The sequence below is a fragment of the Pseudotabrizicola sp. L79 genome (genome assembly GCF_036553525.1).
In the GTDB taxonomy this organism is placed as follows: Bacteria; Pseudomonadota; Alphaproteobacteria; order Rhodobacterales; family Rhodobacteraceae; genus Pseudotabrizicola.
Genome location: NZ_JAZHDA010000041.1, coordinates 211,823 through 225,421 on the forward strand (window position 1 = coordinate 211,823; position 13,599 = coordinate 225,421).

At 62.6% G+C, this 13,599-nt stretch carries 9 protein-coding genes; 3 read left to right on the forward strand and 6 right to left on the reverse strand.

Going from position 1 to position 13,599, the window contains the following annotated elements:
• Positions 1-60 precede the first annotated feature (60 nt).
• From V3C85_RS03750 to V3C85_RS03765, 4 genes are all read right to left on the reverse strand, one after another.
• A complete protein-coding gene (locus V3C85_RS03750; protein WP_331793741.1) occupies positions 61-1,065 on the reverse strand; it encodes a chlorophyllide a reductase iron protein subunit X in 1,005 nt (334 codons plus the stop codon).
• A complete protein-coding gene (gene bchC / locus V3C85_RS03755) occupies positions 1,062-2,006 on the reverse strand; it encodes a chlorophyll synthesis pathway protein BchC (protein ID WP_331793742.1) in 945 nt (314 codons plus the stop codon). The genes V3C85_RS03750 and bchC overlap by 4 nt, the downstream gene beginning before the upstream one ends.
• A 138-nt stretch (positions 2,007-2,144) precedes the next feature.
• Positions 2,145-3,224, reverse strand: a complete 1,080-nt coding sequence (locus tag V3C85_RS03760; RefSeq protein ID WP_331793878.1) for a methyltransferase — start codon at positions 3,222-3,224, stop codon at positions 2,145-2,147.
• Between the two features lie 48 nt (positions 3,225-3,272).
• Complete coding sequence (locus V3C85_RS03765) at positions 3,273-4,142, reverse strand: polyprenyl synthetase family protein (RefSeq protein WP_331793743.1); 870 nt, start codon at positions 4,140-4,142, stop codon at positions 3,273-3,275.
• A 94-nt stretch (positions 4,143-4,236) separates the two neighbouring features.
• Here V3C85_RS03765 and crtD point away from each other — a divergent pair, with 94 nt between their 5' ends.
• From crtD to V3C85_RS03780, 3 genes are all read left to right on the forward strand, one after another.
• Positions 4,237-5,808 carry a 1-hydroxycarotenoid 3,4-desaturase CrtD gene (gene crtD, locus V3C85_RS03770; RefSeq protein ID WP_331793744.1) on the forward strand — a complete coding sequence of 524 codons (1,572 nt, stop codon included), beginning with the start codon at positions 4,237-4,239 and terminating at the stop codon, positions 5,806-5,808.
• Entirely contained in the window at positions 5,805-6,647 is an 843-nt protein-coding gene (gene crtC / locus V3C85_RS03775; RefSeq protein WP_331793745.1) for a carotenoid 1,2-hydratase, read from the forward strand. Before crtD ends, crtC begins: the two co-directional genes overlap by 4 nt.
• A gap of 93 nt (positions 6,648-6,740) precedes the next feature.
• A complete protein-coding gene (locus V3C85_RS03780) occupies positions 6,741-7,715 on the forward strand; it encodes a D-2-hydroxyacid dehydrogenase family protein (protein ID WP_331793746.1) in 975 nt (324 codons plus the stop codon).
• Positions 7,716-7,934: 219 nt separating this feature from the next.
• On the opposite strand, the gene V3C85_RS03785 is transcribed toward V3C85_RS03780, so the two are convergent.
• A complete protein-coding gene (locus V3C85_RS03785) occupies positions 7,935-10,484 on the reverse strand; it encodes a DUF3131 domain-containing protein (protein ID WP_331793747.1) in 2,550 nt (849 codons plus the stop codon).
• Between the two features lie 14 nt (positions 10,485-10,498).
• Complete coding sequence (locus tag V3C85_RS03790) at positions 10,499-13,177, reverse strand: glycosyltransferase (protein WP_331793748.1); 2,679 nt, start codon at positions 13,175-13,177, stop codon at positions 10,499-10,501.
• Between the last annotated feature and the right edge of the window lie 422 nt (positions 13,178-13,599).

The following is a 13,599-nucleotide window of genomic DNA, read 5'->3' on the forward strand; positions in this document are numbered from 1 at the left end:
CGCCCTCCGCCGCGCTGCATCTGGCGCAGCGCCTCTTCCATCCGCTTCAGGGCGTCCAGATCACACATTGTCATACACCACTTCCAGGCTGACGGTTTCGCCCGCATATTTGCCGCGCATGTCGGTATCGGTTGCGGGTTCCAGCACGAAATCCTTGCCGGTGGTTTCGGCACTGAACAGGCCCAGAAGCCCATCTTGGGTCAAAGGCCTGGGGCGCAACGGAGGCGCATCGGCGACATTGCCCGCCAGTTCCTCAAACAAGGCCCCCCATTGCGTGGCATTGCTGCCAACGATCTGATAATTCGCCGATTTCCGGCGCAGATCATCATCTGCCGGGATGCTGGCCAGGATCGGAATGCCAACCGCTTCGGCAAAGGCCTTGGCCTCGCCCGTGCCATCATCCTTGTTGATCACAAGGCCCGCCACGCCGACATTGCCGCCCAGCTTGCGGAAATATTCCACCGCCGAGCAGACATTGTTGGCCACATACAGCGATTGCAGATCGTTCGATCCGACCACGATCACCTTTTGCGCCATGTCACGGGCAATCGGCAGGCCAAAGCCGCCGCAGACCACGTCGCCCAGAAAGTCGAGCAGGACATAGTCGAAATCCCAATCGTGAAAGCCCAGCTTTTCCAGCAGCTCAAAGCCATGGATGATGCCGCGCCCACCACAGCCACGGCCCACTTCCGGCCCACCCAGCTCCATCGCGAACACACCGCCGCGCTTGAAACAGACATCACCGATCTTCACCTCTTCCCCCGCCAGCTTTTTGCGGGTCGAGGTTTCGATGATCGTCGGGCAGGCCTTGCCGCCAAACAGCAGGCTGGTGGTATCGGATTTCGGATCGCAGCCGATCAGCAGCACCCGCTTGCCCATCTCGGCCATCATGTGGCTCAGGTTGGCAAGGGTGAAGGATTTGCCAATGCCGCCCTTGCCATAGATGGCGATGATCTGCGTCTTTTTCGACGGCGGATCGGCGGGCACTTCCAGTGTGGGTTCCTCGGCGGCTTCGTCGCGCAAACGGGCGTCGAATTCCTTAAGGTTCGGAATGTCGAGGGTCATGCGGCGTCCTTCCAGTCGAGAATCATCTTGAGGCAGGTGGCGTCTTCAAAAGCAGTGCGATAGGCCGTTGGGGCATCGGCACCGGGGTGGCGATGGGTGATCAGACCGTCCAGCGACAGTGCGCCAGACTCGATCAGCGCCCGCGTGGCGACCAGATCGGCGGGCTGCCATTCAGCGGCGATGCGCAGGCGCATTTCCTTCATAAAGGCAGGCGGAAAGGCAAAACTCAGGGCCTGGGTGTAAAACCCGCACAACACGATCTCGCCGCCGCGGGTCAGGCGCGGGATCAGGCTGTTCAGCAAATCGGGTGCGCCCGAGGCATCATAGATCGCGCGGTAATCGCGGCGTTCGTCATCGGCGGGGTCGATCACCTGATAGCCTGCGGCACCGTCACGGCGGGCGGGCGCTGTTTCCCAGACCACGGGGGCCGGGCCGCCCGCAACCAAGGTCAGCCGCGCCAACAGACGGCCCAAGGTGCCGTGGCCGATGATCAGATCAGGCAAGGCCGTGTTGAACCCGGCCAGCGCATGACGCGCCGTTGCCGCCAGCGCCAGCAGCGCCCCTTGCGCACCAATGCCCGCGTCAAGGTGGCAGACGCGCGATGCAGGCGTGACAAGACGCCGGGACGCGCCGCCAAACAAGCCGCGCAAATCGCCGTCAAAGCAATTCGCCCCCGGCACAAACACCCGATCGCCGGGACGATAGCCCGTTTCAGGCCCAGCCTCGACCACCTCGCCAAAGCTTTCATAGCCCGGCACCAGCGGATAGCCCGAACCCGGAAAGGCCGGCATCGAGCCTTGCCAGAACAGCTTTTCGGTGCCGGTCGAAATGCCGGAATAGGCGATATCCACCACCAAATCACCTGCCACCGGCGCCTTCAGCAGCGCCGAGTCAACGGCGATGGCCTTGGGGCCTGACAGGATGACAGCTTGGGTGTGCATCGTTTCTCCCTTGCGACTCGCGGCATTCGGATCAACCCGATGACAGCGATGGCGCCCATGTGTAACTTTATACTTACAGTCTGGTATGTCAATTTGAATAGACAGTATTCGCAAGAAACCTTGGACGCTGACTTGACCTCAGGCCCTGACAGACTCGACCACCGAGGTGACAAAGGGGCGCATCGGCCGCCGCATCGGCCTGGGCGCAAAGCCGTTTTCTTGCATGATATCAGATATTTCCCGCGCCGATCTGGTGCGGCCGGTATGCATGGCCATGGTATAGACGGCAAAATACACGTCGGTTTCCGGGCAGGGGCGATCGCCACCCGACATCGGTTCTGACACGATCAGCCGGCCACCCGGGGGCAAGGCTGCATGGGCGGATTGCATCAGGTGACGCACAACAGTGTCAGGATGATCATACAGAACCCGCACCAGACTGATCGCATCTGCCCCATTTGGCAGTGCCGTGTCGCGAAAACTGCCGGGATGCACCGTCAACCGTGGAATCGCCGGATCAGCCTTGGCCACAACGGCGGGCAGATCGAACAGCGACAGGTCAAGCGATGGATAGCGCGCCGCCACCGCCCGCAGAAAGGCCCCCGTGCCCCCGCCCACATCCATCAGACGCTTTCGGTCTGACAGATCAACCAGTCGCAGCGTATCGGCGGCGACAAGGCCCTGGCTGTCCGACATCAGGGCCGAATAGCGCGCGGCCAGATTGGCATCGGTCTGCGCCAACTCGCCAAAGACATAGGGCCAGAATCCCGCCAGTTCCGGCACGGTTTCGCCCCGAAAAAACGCCGCCGGATCGGCAAGGTCGCGATACAGCACCGGATGATGGCGCACCATCGCCTCAAGCCCCGGAACGGCCAGAAAAGCTGCCCCGCGCGGCGCAAGATGCCACAGACCAGCCCTGTGCCGCACCAGCCGCAGCGCCGCCCCGGCCTGCATCAGCACCCCAAGCCGGGCCAGCGGCATCTGGGCTGTTTGCGCCAAAGTGGCCGCATCGGCAGGCCCTTCGGCCAGACGGTGCAGCAGCCGCAATTCGACCAGCGCCAACAGGGATTGCGACTGCACAAACCCCGACAGAATGGAAAACAGCGCCCGCCCCTCGGCCCGCGCATGGCTGCGCAGGAAGGGCAGCCGTTCGGCAAGGGCATGAAAACGCGGCGACAGCGCCAGACGGGTCAACAGCCCCGGTCGGCGCGTAAGGATTGGACGATCAGGAACCGGGTGATCAGGCTGCGCCGTATCTACCACGGGTCAGCCCCGCGCCGAAGCCGACGGGATTTCCATGATCCGCCGCGCATAGGCCAGCACCATCTGTGCCAGCGCCGCCTCGCCAGGGCAGGACGGGATCGACGCGATGGCCCCAGAGAGGATATCCTCAAGATGCTTGCGCGCGCCATCTACCCCCAGCGACCGCACGGCCGAAGGGCGCTGCAGAACAACATCCTGACCAGCGGGCTTGCCCAAGGCTTCGGCGGGCGAAAGGGCGTCTTTCAGATCATCCGCCACCTGAAACGCTTCACCGATCAGCTTGCCCAGATCTTCCCACGGCTCGGCCTCATGGCCGGCAGCGATGGCCCCCATCTGCGTCGCCGCCATGAACAGCGCTCCGGTTTTCGACAGGTGATAGGCGTGCAAATTGACCTGCGGCTCGCTTTCCCACGCCTGGCCCGCGCAGATGCCCCGGCCTGCACCGGTGCTTTGTGAGAGCGCGGCAATCAACTGCAACGCACGCAAGGGCGCGCTTTGCCCCGCCTGCGCCAGAACCTGAAAGGCCAGCACAATCAGGCTGTCACCGGTCAGCACCGCCAAAGGCTCGCCAAAGGCGCGGTGGATGCTGGCCTTGCCCCGGCGCTGGTCGGCATTGTCAAAGGCGGGCAGATCATCATGCACAAGGCTGGCGCAATGAATCAGTTCAAGCGCCGCAGCCGCCGCATCGGTCAGATCCGGGGTATCATCACCACAGGCCCGCGCCACCGAAAGAAGAATCGTTGGCCGAATGCGCGCGCCCCCCGGAAACACCGCGTAAGGCAGCGCCGCCGCCAGCAGAGGCGGGGAAAACTCGGCCTTGGCCAAGGCAAGCGCGCGCGCCAAAGCCGTCTCGATGCGTCCATCCTGCGGCATGTGCGCCCCTTTTCCAGCCGGTGACCGTTGTTTTGAGTTTGGCATTTCGCCCGGCATGTGTAAACTTAAACTTACAGTGCAATGTAAGTTAAAGATGACATACGGGAGTCTCGGCGTGACCGACCAGCGGAAAGTCGTGGTGATCGGTGCCGGGATGGGTGGGCTTGCGGCTGCCATCCGGCTGAATGCGGCGGGCTGTGCTGTCACCGTGATCGAGATGGCCGATGGCCCCGGCGGCAAGGCCCGCGCCGTGCCCAGCGTGGCGGGGCCGGTTGATTGCGGCCCCACCGTTCTGACGCTGCGCCATGTGGCGGATGATCTGTTTGCCCTGTGCGGCACACGGATGGAAGATGAAGTTGATCTGATCACCCTGCCCCGTCTGGCCCGGCACTTCTGGCCCGATGGATCAACGCTGGATCTGTTTGCAGACCCCGAGGCCTCGTATGATGCGATCCGCGCCTTTAGTTCGGTGCGCGAAGCCGAGGCCTTTCGCCGCTTTGACGGACTGACCCGCGCATTGTTTCAGGCCTTTGACGCGCCGCTGATGCGCGCGGCCAAACCATCGCTGCCGCGCATTGCGGTGACAGCGGCGCAAAGGCCCGCGCTTTGGCCCGCCCTGCTGCCCGGCCTGACACTGGACGGGTTTCTGCGTCGTCGCTTCAGCGACCCGCGTCTGGTGCAGCTTTTTGGGCGCTATGCCACCTATGTTGGCGGCAGGCCCAGCCACAGCCCCGCCGTGCTGTCGTTGATCTGGCAGGCCGAGGCCGCCGGGGTATGGGCGGTGCGGCAGGGCATGCATGGGCTGGCGGCGGCACTGGCGCGGGTGGCGGCGGCACGGGGCGTGCGCTTTCGCTATGCCACCAAGGCACGGCGGATTTTGCGCCAGAACAACAGGGTTTCCGGGGTCGAGTTGGACCAGGGCAGCACCCTGCCCTGCGAGATCTGCATTTTCAACGGCGACCCTGCGGCGCTGCAAGACAACCTGCTGGGCGAGGCCCCGCGCGACGCCCTGCCAAAAGGTCGGATGCCGCCCAGCCTGTCGGCTTGGGTCTGGGCCTTTGCCGCCCGCCCACAGGGGGTGGATCTGGCCCATCACAATGTCTTTTTCACCGCCGACCCGGCGCAGGAATTCGGCCCCATCGGACAGGGGCAAATGCCGCTTGCGCCCACGCTTTACGTTTGTGCGCAAGACCGCGAATTGGGCCAACCGCCGCCCGCGATCGAACGGTTCGAGATCATCATGAATGGGCCTGCGGGCCATCCTTCTTTCCGCTCTGAGGATATGGCATGCCAAAGCAGAACTTTCCCGATGCTCAGGGCGCAGGGCCTGACCTTTTCGGCCCTGCCGGACCGGGCGGCACTGACCACGCCAGCCCTGCTGGCCCAAAGCTTTCCGGGCTCGCAGGGGGCGATTTACGGGGGCTCTCCCGAGGGGGGCTTGGCCGCGTTCAGGCGACCACTGGCGACAACGGGTTTGGCGGGGCTGTATCTGGCGGGCGGGGGCACACATCCGGGGGCGGGGGTGCCGATGGCGCTGTTATCCGGCCAGCACGCGGCGACGGCCGCAATGGCGGCCCCGACTTCCGGATCAAGGTCGGCCCCGGCGGCTATGCGTGGTGGTATATCGACGGCATCTCGGACGACCACACGCGCGCCGTCTCGGTGATCGGGTTTATCGGATCGGTCTTTTCGCCCTGGTATGGCTGGAGCGGACGCGCCACCCCAAGCAATCACTGCTGCATCAATGTGGTCACCTCGGGCCTGAACGGGCGGTTCACCATGACAGATCGGGGCACCGCAGCCCTGCGCCAAAGCCGCGACAGCCTGACCGTTGGCCCCAGCCAGATGCACTGGACGGGCCGTGAACTGGTGATCGAGATCAACGAATGGGGCGCTTTGCCGATGGTGGCCCCGGTGCGGGGGCGCATCGTGCTGACACCCGCCGCGATCACCGCGGCCGAAGTGGCGCTGACACCTGACGGGCATCACCTGTGGCGGCCCTTTGCGCCGATTGCCGATATCGAGGTTGATCTGGGCCCCGGCACGCGCTGGTCGGGGCATGGCTATTTCGACGCCAATTCCGGCACCCGCCCGCTAGAGCAGGATTTCCGGTTCTGGACATGGGGGCGCTTTCCGCTGCGGGACAGGACGGTCTGCTTTTACGATGCCATCCGGCGCGATGGCAGCACCTTGGCGCTGGGGGTGCAGATCGACAAGTCAGGTCAGGTGCACGAAATCGCCCCGCCCCCACTGACCCCGATGCGCCGCAGCCTGTGGGCGTTGCGCCGGGAAAGCCGCGCCGATGCGGGCTTTACCCCGCGGCAAACGCTGTCGCTGCTGGATGCGCCCTTTTATGCGCGCGCGCTGGTTGAAACCCGTATCGACGGCGAAACCAGCCTTGGCATGCATGAGGCGCTGGATCTGACCCGCTTTCGTCAGCCCGTGCTGAAACCGATGCTGGCCGTGCGGGTGCCGCGCCGCAGGGGCTGGGCCTTTCCCGATTAGCCTTTGCTAGGGCGCAGGTCAGGCTTGACCCGGCCTGACGCTTTGGCCTGAATGGCGCGTGGCGGGCGGTTCGGCATCGGCGGGGGGGGAAACATGAAGGTTCACATTCTGGACGACTGGTCAGATACCCTGCGCCACCTGCCCAGCTTTGCGCGCCTAAGCCCGCATCAGGTGACGGTCTGGACAGATCGGGCCGAAGGGGCCGACCTGGCACGGCGGCTGCAAGGGGCCGAGGCGATTTGCCTGTTCCGTGAGCGCACCCGGATTACCGCCGATCTTTTGGACGCCCTGCCCAATCTGCGCCTGATCTCTGGCCGCGGGGCCTGGCCGCATGTCGATGTGGCGGCCTGTTCAGCGCGGGGGGTGGCCTTTGCGTCGCGCCAACCGGATGAGACGCCAAACCGCGCCGCCGCCGAACTGACCTGGGCGCTGATCCTGGCGGCAATGCGCGACCTGCCCCGCCAGATGGCCCGCGCCAAGGCGGGACAGTGGCAGGGTGGTGTGGGGCGCACGCTGGCGGGGCGCACCATTGGCATCTACGGCTATGGCCGCATTGGTCGGCTGGTTGCCAGCTATGCCGGGGCCTTTGGCTGCAAGGTGATTTGGTGGGGGTCAGACGCAGGGCGCGCGCAGGCCGCAGCGGCGGGCGAGATCGTGGCGCCAAGCCGCGAGGCGTTCTTTGCGACGGCCGATGTGGTCAGCCTGCACCTGCGGCTGACGCCAGCCACCAACGGCATCATCACCGCCGCTGATCTGGCGGCGATGGGGCCGCAATCGGTGTTGGTGAACACGGCGCGGGCGGGGCTGATCGCCCCCGGCGCCTTGCTGTCTGCCCTGAATGCAGGCCGCCCCGGCATGGCCGCGCTGGATGTGTTTGACACCGAACCTGTCACCGACCCGAAGGATCCCATCCTGTCGCACCCTCGGGTGATCGCAACGCCCCACATCGGCTTTGTCACGGAAGACGAGTTCGATCTGCAATTCGCTGACATCTATGATCAGGTGAATGCCTTTGCGGCGGGCGACCCCATCCATCTGATCAACCCCAGTTTTTCGCCGCGCCGATGAATGCGGCAGCCCCCCGGCTTCCGCGCCCAGCCTTGATCAGGGCGGCGTTGCCCGGCCCCGTTCGTTCGTCGCCTGATGGCGGTTCTTGGGCAAGTGTGATGGCTTTATCCTTGCCGATGCCCTTGAGCATCGATCCTATGGCCGTTCCGCCTTGCTGTCCGGGCGGGCAAATCCCCGATGGCAGCCGGGGCATAAGGCGAAGCTTGCCCCCAAAGAGCGCTAGTTGGCCTTGGCTGACAGGATGCGGGCAATCGACTGCAGGATGATGCCACTGGTGTTTATGTCAAAATAATCAGACATCTGGATGTCTGACGAATGGTAGATCGCGCTTTTGAAGCCCTGATCGACTCGCGCGTTGCGGCGCACGAAGTGCAAAAGGCGATCTGTAAATTCGTCCTTTCGAACAGCCCGCCACAAGTACGCCGCTTTACTGCTGGTGGCCCGCAATGAGGCCCGGAACTCCGGCGCCCTTTGCGTTTCATTGGCAAAATCGGCATCCACCGCCCAAGCATCGGGCCCCCTGTTCAAGCCCAAACCTTGATAGGTGAACCAAGGTGACCGGTCGATTGGTGTTTCAGAGGGGGCGAACAGATTGCCGCGCGCCGTCCATTCTGTCTGCTGCGCAGCCATCAACACATCACTAAGGTATTTCGCCGCGAACTGATCGCCCACATCAAGCAGATGCAGCAAAGCCGGCTCTGCCCCAATGGGACCAAGGGTCGAAACCACATCCAGCAATTCCATCTTGGCATCGGCCCCACCCTCGGCGGTGAGTGGGTCATACGGGGAAACCGCCGTAATGCCCCAGGCACGCAGACCCGCAGCCGCATAGCTGGTGTAATGCGAGCGATAATCATCGACCAGCTTTCCACCTTGAATCGAGTTGAACCGGCCATCGACCACGACACTGTCAAAGTTCCACGAGGCCACAAGGTCTTCCACACCATCGACCGGCACCTGAAAACGGCGGAGATGATCAAGCGCCAATAACAAGCGGCCGGTATCGAACGAGTTGAAGCGTCGCCGTCCCCGACCCGAGGCCGTGTCGATTTCCTCAGGCGGCAGCTTCAGGCCGCTGCGCGTGGCGCGGGCGAGAGTTGCAAGAATCTTGTCAATCCGCCTCGAAAAATCCTGCTCGGTGATCAGGCCCAGTTCTGATGCAGCCATGATGGCGTTGATCTGACTTCCGACATCCCACATCGTTGAATAGGTATAATCGGTGTCGAACCCCCCATTATAGCGCAAGGTTGACGGGCAAAGCCCCGTGGATGCATGTGTGCCTTCGGCGAAGTAACGCCACGCCACCTGCGCATCGCCGATCAACTCCTCTCGCTCGGCACTGGTGATCGTTTGCAGGGCAGCCGCCGAGCGATGGATGAAAGCTTCGGTGCGTAGAAAGGCTGGCAGCAAGCCATCACCGGGCAAAATACGCCTGACATACTGGTCCAAGGGGAGAATGGCTGTCCCCGTTGCCGCATGGACTGGAGAGATCAGGGCCATCAGGCCCGATCGCATGGCCGCCGTTGCAACAGCCTGTGGCGAGATGACAACCACGCCGTCCTCGGCATCGTCAATCGCCTTCAGAAGGGTGGTGCCGGTCATCAGGGGGCCGTCGAAATAGGCCAACAATGGCAGATGCAGGGTAGCAGCAGAATCAAACCCACGCTGCGCAGTCGGATCGGGGTTGAGGGTAACCACCTGCCCTGTCGGCAGCATGTTTTGTGCAATCCAGCGATTGCCATTTGCCGGGTTGCCACGCCGCAAGGTTGAAATCGCGGGGGCACGAACAGGCCCGACACCGTCCAGCGGGTCGGACACCGCAATCCAATAGGCATCGCCATACGTTTCCGCCTGCGGGAATGTCCCGATGGCTGGGCCATGGCTGAACGGCACCCCCTTGGCGCTAAGCATTGCGTGAAACGCGGCCATCCCCGAATCCTGCCCATCGGGCGGTGTCAGCAAATGAAGCGCGAGGTGGCGTCGGAATTTGGCATCAATCCGCATTTGTAAATCGCGGGCAAGCGGCAGAGCAATGCGCTCATCGATCTCGGCCAAAAGCATTTCATCCGCAAACCGGCTTGCCAGAGTTGCTACGGTTTCGGCTGGGGCAGCGGCAAGAGATGCGGCCGAAACCGCCACGAGATGCTGTGCTGTTCGCCCCGAAAACGATGGAAGCACGGGTGTTTTTTGCAGACTTACACGCTCGCCGCCAGACAGCGACAGCACCCCGACACCAGACATTCGTGCGATCACTTCGGTCGGCCTGTCTTCGCCAATCGCCAGAACATTCCTGAACCCTGCCGATCTGACGCTGGCAACCGGCTTCGGATCAGCCTCAAAGCCGCAGGCAATCGTTCCAAGTCTGGCCAGCGATGCATCTCGCGCATCCTTGGGCCAGATGGCTTGCACAAGGTCGTGACGGGCTTGGGCAGCAGAGCGGGCCACCTGAAAAGGGCGCAACCGCGCAAGGTCTGGCGAAAAAGCGACAAGTTCGATAAGACCAGGAAAGGCCAGCAGGTATCGGCGCAGCAATGCGGAAACCGGATGATCTGGCTGCAACCCCTGTCCCTCCGCAGCCTCTGGTGCCACGATCAAATGCACAGGCAGCCCCTTGACCGTGAAAATGCCAAGAACCGCATCAAGGGCCTCGGGCGACGTTGAAACCCCAATATCGGTCAGGGCGACAAGGGTTCTGACAGGCTTGGGCGCGACCCAGCCAAAGGACGTGCGTGGCGCGGCAAAGGCGGGCGCAGCCGCCAAACCGGTCATGAACGTCCTGCGCTTCACACCGGCGCCTTGGCCTTGGGCGCCGCCAACCCCTGACGGCGCAGCTTGTTCCACCCCGCAAGACGCCCCGACACAGCTGACCACATCGCGCGATACACAGCGATGTAAAGCAGAGGCCTGAGAGCGAAGTTCATCAGCGGCACCACGAACAAAAGGCTAAGCTTTTCACGGCCATCATAGCGCAAGGCCCGCCATGCGACAAACAGATCGACAAACGGAATGGCTATTAGAACGGCCAAAGCATAGGGGGGCATATGCCCGATTTCGAGGGCTTCCCCCTTGAGCCAGGCAGAGCCAAACACGAAAGCGAACCATAGGAACATGATGTCGAGGAGTGGTGCCAACAGCGGCAGCACATATCCGAACAGGATCATATCAACCATCGAGAACAGCTTTCGCGGCCCCCACTCACCAAAGACCCCACGGTGCTTCCACAGGGTCTGCAAATTACCCAGTGACCAGCGCAGCCGTTGTTTGATGAACGACCGCACGTCTGACGGCGCTTCTGTGTACGACAGGGCATCTTCGGCATAGGCGACGCGATAGCCTGCTCGGCGGATCGTCAGTGTCAGGTCTGCGTCTTCGGTCAGGGTTTCGTTCGAATAGCCCCCGACATCGCGCAGGGCATCAACCCGCCATGCCCCCAAAGCCCCGGGCACAACCATGATGCCATCCAGAACCTCGTGGGCGCGCCGCCCAATCTGCTGGGCTGTGGTATATTCAACCGCCTGCATTCGGGTCAGCAGATTGTAGCGGTTGGCCACAACGACTGTTCCGGCAACCGCGCCCACCCGCCAATCGAGGAACGGGTGCACCAGATGCCGCAGCGCATCATGTGCAATGCGCGAGTCGGCATCAACACAGACGGCGATCTCGGTCTCTATCATCGCAAGGGCAGCATTCAACGCCCGCCATTTGCCTTGATTGGCCTGCTTAATCAGCCTCACCTGAGGGTGCTGGCCGAAATGCCGACTGACCAGCTCGGCTGTCCGATCAGTAGAGCCATCGTCCACTACGATTACCTTGAGATCAGGGTAGTCACATTGCAGCACGTTCAGTACCGACTGAAGAACAACCACCTCCTCGTTGAAGGCGGGGATCACAACGGTGACCGAAGGCAAAGAGCGCAACGGCGGCATCAAGGACAAGTCGCGGTGGCGGGCGAGCCGCAGATAGATGTAGGCCCGCACAAAGCTGGCGATCAGCGTTAACCAGAACAGCAGCAACACCAGTCCGAAGACGCCGCCGATAAACCGGAAGGAAGTGCCGTTGAATGCCGCCGAAATGCGCTCGGCGGGTGGCATCAATGCCTCGACCGTGGTGCCCAGAATGGTTGCCAGCGGCACGATTTCATAGCCTGCGGCGCGCAGGGCCGGCACCAGTTTGCGCACCGCTTCGGCCGTATGCATGCCTTCGCTGCGACCGTCATGCAAGACGATGACATTGCCGCCCTCTTTATCCAGCTCGGTCAGCACCTGCTGCACCATGGCATCCGCGCTGATGCCGTTCCAATCGGGGGGCACGATATCGGCGCCCGCAATGACAAGCCCCTCGGACTCGACCATCGCAAAGCTGGAGGCGATGCGCCCCTCGATTGGCCCCGGACCGCGCCCGTACGGCGGGCGATAGAGGACGGGCGTGAAGCCGGTCATGCCTTCCACAAGGTTACGAACGGCATTGATCTCGGTCAGCGCGCGCAACGGCGTGACATCCTCCATCCTTGGATGAAAGAAGGTATGCAACCCGATCAGATGCCCCTCTTCGGCCGCGCGCTCCAACATTTTGGGTGCCGAGAGCGCCGCCCGGCCCACGACAAAAAAACTGGCTGGGGTCTGAGTGTCGCGCAGTGCATCAAGGATCTGCGCTGTCGCCACCGGGTCAGGCCCATCGTCGAAAGTAAGTGCAACCTGGTTCGTCTTGCTGATACCAAATCGCTCCATCTGGCTTGGCCGGGGGAGGACCGAGTAATCTGCAGAGACGATGTGACCTGAGATCGGATCTGTCATCAGCACCCGCGTGCCGGGCGCGTCCTTTTGCACCAGCCGGTAGAACGACCCCTCACCCCTGTAGGCAACGTAATCGGGCAAAGTGACCGTTTTCAGGCGCTCTGCGGCCGGCAAAGCCGCAGCCTTGTCAAAGAGGGTCCAAAGGCTGCTGTCTTCTTCTCCCATCGTGGCAAGTGCCACATTCTGGATGCCATGCTTTTCAATAATTCTCAGGCTGTTGTGGGTGGTCACCGCATCAAGCATCCAAATTCGATGTCGTACACCACTCTCGTCGGTATAGCTGGCCGTACTATTACGACTCGTCCCTGCGAACTGAGGAGACGCACCATAGCGGCTGATCCGGGACATAGCCTCGGCATAGCTGATCGTTTCAGGGGTGGCCTGACCACTTTTCCAATCAACCGCACGACTGCCAAGCGCCACGATCAGGCGGTCTTTGCCGACCCGCCTCGCGATTTCGACGACCGTTGCCTCGAACCACGGCTCTGATGCCAAGGGCCCGGGGAGCGACCCCAGCCAAGGTTCATCATACATCGTGACAACGAACTGATCGACCGCGCCTACGATCTCGGGGCTGCGCCACAGCAGATCGTCTGGTGGCGTGATCACGCACAGACTGCGCCCCGCCTCACCAAGCCTCGCCCGCAACTCTTGCAGGAACGGAGCCAAAGCCGCCTGATAACGCAGTCGAAGGCCAGGAGCGCGAAGACAGATGCCAACTGCCTGTGTTTTCTCCGCAGCCTCAGTGATGTGGGTCACAAGAGCGTTTCTGTAAGTCGCACTTTCAAGCTTTGCTGCAAAACGGGCCGGATGCGCATCATAGGCTAACGAGACGATTGGCATAACCAACGGAGCTGTCGCCTTGTTCGCAAGAATGCCCTGCACGACCTGCGACATCTCGGCGTCGCCATCGATCTTCTTGAATGCAAAATCCTTTGCATCGATCTCAAACCATTCAGGCACAAGCACGTCAATCAAGGCGCAGTTTCGCACCAAGGAAAGAAACGATTCAATTGGAGACTGCGGCATGATGGCAAACACACGCGCAGCGCCGCTTGCCGCATAGGCCGCCGAAACCGTGCCGGGCCCGG

What these genes read in the sequence shown, in the direction of transcription:
- crtD (WP_331793744.1), top strand. Translation starts at nt 4,237, where the DNA reads ATGACATACGGGAGTCTCGGCGTGACCGACCAGCGGAAAGTCGTGGTG.
- V3C85_RS03765 (WP_331793743.1), bottom strand. Translation starts at nt 4,142, where the DNA reads ATGCCGCAGGATGGACGCATCGAGACGGCTTTGGCGCGCGCGCTTGCC.
- bchC (WP_331793742.1), bottom strand. Translation starts at nt 2,006, where the DNA reads ATGCACACCCAAGCTGTCATCCTGTCAGGCCCCAAGGCCATCGCCGTT.
- V3C85_RS03780 (WP_331793746.1), top strand. Translation starts at nt 6,741, where the DNA reads ATGAAGGTTCACATTCTGGACGACTGGTCAGATACCCTGCGCCACCTG.
- V3C85_RS03750 (WP_331793741.1), bottom strand. Translation starts at nt 1,065, where the DNA reads ATGACCCTCGACATTCCGAACCTTAAGGAATTCGACGCCCGTTTGCGC.
- V3C85_RS03785 (WP_331793747.1), bottom strand. Translation starts at nt 10,484, where the DNA reads ATGACCGGTTTGGCGGCTGCGCCCGCCTTTGCCGCGCCACGCACGTCC.